Annotated in this window: 1 pseudogene; it reads right to left on the bottom strand. The window is 39.7% G+C overall.

Going from position 1 to position 1826, the window contains the following annotated elements:
• A pseudogene (locus HWX04_RS08040) lies at nt 1-1826 on the bottom strand (hypothetical protein); the annotation flags it as partial.

The raw sequence follows: 1826 nt of genomic DNA on the forward strand, positions 1-1826 counted from the left end.
TCGAACTTATTTGTTATATCATTAGTAACTTTATTCTGAACATTCGTGATAGACGTACCAACTCCAGTTAAAGCTTCCGCTACATTAGTATAGTTCTTATCTTCAGAATTACCATTAGCATCAACAGTTTTAAGTGTGAAATGAGGATCTTTCCATGCACCATCTTTATAACTAGCTCCACCACCTAAGTAAGTAGCAATCTTATCATTTGTCTCGAAAAGCTGTGAACCATTAACGGCTTCTGTTGAAGCAGCAGAAATATCTCCGACAGCAAGGAATTTAATTGTACTAGCTGCTTTTTGATCTTTTCCATGAAGAGCACTAAAGGCATTGTCAGTCTTGCTCCACGATAAAGAATCCTGTGCAACGCCCTCTGAAACTTCCTTAATACGATCATTCACATTCTTGATACTGCTATCAAGCCCTGCAAAAGCTGTTCCAACACCTGAATAAGAAGCGTCCGTTACGACACCATTTTTGGCAACGTAAGATAATTGATAAGTTGGACCGGTAAAAGCTCCATTGTGAAAGGCTGCATCTCCACCTAAGAATTTRGCTATATCWYCACCRATTWKATWAATCTGTCCRCCMGTGATTGCATCRTGYGACTTATCAGMGATAMTRCCATYAGCAAYATTGTGGAGAGCTGTRGGGGYTTGWTCYTTACCACCAAAAGTTACACTCGTATAATCAATTTCACCATTTTCTTTTTTATTATAATGAACAACAGCTGAATCTTCGGACTGAAGATCTTTAATCTGGTTGATAATCTCTTTCTTTATGTTCGTGAAAGACGTACCAACYCCCTCAAAAGCAGCTGCTACATTATCATAGCTCTTATCTTCAACTACACTGCCATCTTCTTTGAAACTCTTAACCGTGAATTTGGGTGCTGTCCATTTGCCTTCCTCATCATAACCAGCGCCGCCKCCTAAATAAGATGCAAGCGTCTGTTTCAGAGAATAAAGTTGACCACCAGTAACGGCATCCGTTGAGAGAGAAGCAATGTTACCATCTGCAAGAGATGTAATTTTGCTATTTTCTGCTGTTGCTTTGCCTTTTTCTGTGCTCTTTTCATGACGGGCTACAAATGCTTGCTCATCATCGTTCCATAATAAAGCATCTTTCTCAATATGCTGAGAATTCTCTGTCAGCTTTTGATTAAAATCATTAATTGTATTTGTTACACGGTTGTTTACTTGTACAACAGTATTATCAAGCTCCGAAAGCGCTGCCCCAACATCATGATAAACAGCAGGCTCCTGACTTACATACATCTCTGTACCAGTTAACCTCATATTATGCACCCTATAAGAGGGTTCTGTTAAAGTACCATCTTGAAAGGCTGCACCACTACCTAAAAATTTCGCAACATCCTGAGAGATTTTCGCAATTTGGCTGCCATTGATTGCATCCGTTGATTCATCGGTAATGTCTCCAGCCTTAAGGTGCGTGATCTTTTTACTGCCAGCGGAAATTCCAGTAGTCGTGATCTGTGGACCATTCTTGATGTTTAAGCCTGCTGAGTCTAATATAATATTTTCCCCTAATTCAACTCGATCTGCTTTTACTGTATTCACCGTAACTGATTTTGCTAGGTCAAATTTTACATTATTATCACCTTCGCCTTTGGTGATTTGGAGGTTTCCACTGCCAGCGGAAAAATCTACCGTGCCATCTACAGCAATAGCTTCAGCATTTTTACCATTAACAGATAATTTCCAGCCTTTGTCTACATAGGTTTGTAATGACTTTAACTGCGCAATATTTACAGCATCAGTATCTGCACTACCCGCTGCAACTCCACCAATTTGCCGTGTTTTCTC

The organism is Bartonella gabonensis (assembly GCF_903679515.1).
Classification (GTDB): domain Bacteria; phylum Pseudomonadota; class Alphaproteobacteria; order Rhizobiales; family Rhizobiaceae; genus Bartonella; species Bartonella gabonensis.